The organism is Faecalitalea cylindroides ATCC 27803 (assembly GCF_000469305.1).
GTDB classification, from domain to species: Bacteria; Bacillota_I; Bacilli_A; order Erysipelotrichales; family Erysipelotrichaceae; genus Faecalitalea; species Faecalitalea cylindroides.
Genome location: NZ_KI271031.1, coordinates 1 through 2503, shown reverse-complemented (window position 1 = coordinate 2503; position 2503 = coordinate 1). Strand labels below are relative to the sequence as shown.

1 protein-coding gene is annotated in these 2503 nt (G+C 42.5%); it reads right to left on the bottom strand.

The features are described 5' to 3' along the window. The coding region (locus HMPREF0367_RS07765) for a SpaA isopeptide-forming pilin-related protein (RefSeq protein ID WP_035403017.1) at nt 1-2503 on the bottom strand (2503 nt) is incomplete at both ends.

Genomic DNA, 2503 nt, shown 5'->3' with positions numbered 1-2503 from the left:
TAATATCTTCCGCAGCACGGACTTCATAAACTGCTCCCTCAAGTCCTGTCACTTCATAAACAGGCTGATAAATAACATCACTGTCCTCAGAACCACTTACATTGACACCACTAAATACTTCTCCGGTTTTTTCAACCGTGATAGTACCTTTCTGTGCCATATTCGGCTTATTGACTTTCACAACAGTTACGCCACCTTCCTCTGTGGAATTTTCTTCGGTAATATCAAAATATACCGGAGTATCATCAAGTACATATCCGTATGGAGCTTGTACCTCTACGATAGAATACCCCTTGCCGTAATCCAGTTTCTCAGGTGTGACAAGAGAACCATTTGCATCGGTATAGAACACATCAATCGTGGTCGGTGTCGGATAAGTAAAGGTCATTTTGACCTGATTACCCTGCGGGTCGTAAATCTTAAATCCTGCTCCTGCATACGGAATACTCTTTCCGCTTTCTGCGTCCACCTTAACTACATTGACAAAGCTCTCGAAGTTACGGTTATTGATGAGATAACGATAAGTCTGTGCGTTCTGTGAAATGAACACATCAAAATCATCCATCATCTCTCTGCCTTCCCAACCAGAAGTCTGGTGTACGGTATAAATACCATACGGCATATCTTTTGTCTGACCGAAGCCATTTTCATCGCAAACAATGGTATCTCTCTCGTCTTTATTGGCTGCGTCATAGCTTCCGGCAGATTTCAAATAAATCTCAAAGGAAGCACCCTTTTCAGGTGTTTCAATCTTTGTTTCTCCGTCATCGGTATGTTTGATGATAGCCACATTGCCTTTGATTACCTGCTCGGTTACATCATTGGAAGTAAGGTTGTGTTCCACCTCATAAAGTTTCGGGTCTGCACCTACTTCATGGATAGTCTTATCAAGCAAATATCCCTCTGACGGTGTGATTTCTCGGATTGTCCAGTCGGTATCACAAACATATTCTTTAGTAGTGAACTGACCGTTTTCATCAGTAACATACTTATCTACAAGCGTTTCGCCCTTATAGATACCGTAAACTGCTCCCGAAAGTTTGGCATTGCCCTGTGCTTCGCCTTTCTCAGCGTCGCTCTTTGTGACTGTTACAGTAAATTTCTTCAAAATGTTATTGAAGTTTCTTGTGGTTACTTCTTTCCACTTCACTGGTACAGTCTGATTTTTCGGTACGACATAACGGATAGCTGTGTCTACTTCTTCAAGTGTATATGGTTCAGAACCACTGATAAGCACATCTTTGAAAGTTGCCACACCGTTTTTGTCTGTAACTGCATACTGGTCAACAGCATCACCGGAAAGAGAAGTACCGAAAAGATGGAACTTCACACCTTCAACAAGGTTATCTTCTGAGGACTTCACTACCTGAAGGTCGCCACGCTTCAATTTGTTATTGAAAGTGACCTTTGCAATCTGTCCTGCTACAACAGTAACTCTATGTGTTTCCTGCGGCTCGTACTTATCGTATGCCTGCTCGGTTACAGTATAGATACCCGGCATAAGATTATCAATCTGGAACTTACCGCCATTGGCTGTTGTAACCGTCTGATTGATACCGTTTCCGGTAATTGTGAAGTTAATACCGTCAACCTTGCCGTCCTCACTGGTCTTTACAATCTGACAAGAGCCATAGCTGACTTTCATTTTCACATAACCGTTGATACTGTCGCTTACTTCCTGAGCATAGCTGACAACATCCTGCACACTGGAGTTCTGACCATGTTTACCCTCTGACCATACAACCACACCTCTGCGGACTGCATTTTTCTTCGTTGCGGTAATGGTAAATTCCTTACTCGGTGCAGTATCCATAGAAACAGTAAGTTTGTTACCATTCACTGAAAAGTTCACTCCACTGATACTTGCCTTGAAATTATATTTGGACAGCACATTGTTTGAGTCTGTCAGGGTAGTTGTGTACTTACTTCCATTCCACTCAAGTTCTATTGTCTTTGCCGAACCGGATGATTTATTACAAAAGCTTGGTATGGTCGCATGGTTCTGTACACTCTGCACCATACTGTTGTAATAACTGAAAATCTTATTGCGGAGCGGATGCCTTGCATTGATGACATCTTTCACATTGCTGCAACCACTGGCTGATACATGATTGAAGTTCACATCACGCTCTCCGATAACAGTTTCCCAGATAAGAAGCTGTGTGGCATAAGCCTGTGCAATGCTGTTTGCTGCTGCTTCATTCTGTGACCTCCAAGATGTCGAGATTGTCCCACGATAGCCATACTGTAAAATACGACCAACGAAAAGACGGATTTCATCTCCGGAAATAACCCCATTGGATGCAAGGTTATTAAAATAATTTTCGTCATACTTATTCATTGTCTGACCGACCTTGAGCGAAATTCCCGGCTCAATACAATAAGCAACATTGCCTGAGTATGAGCCAATAGCCTTAAGATTGGTAAAATTGGAACGTCCGGTATGCCAACCATTTTTCAAGGTCAAATTGCTGTGTCCCCATACCCCATCGTAATTAGCATC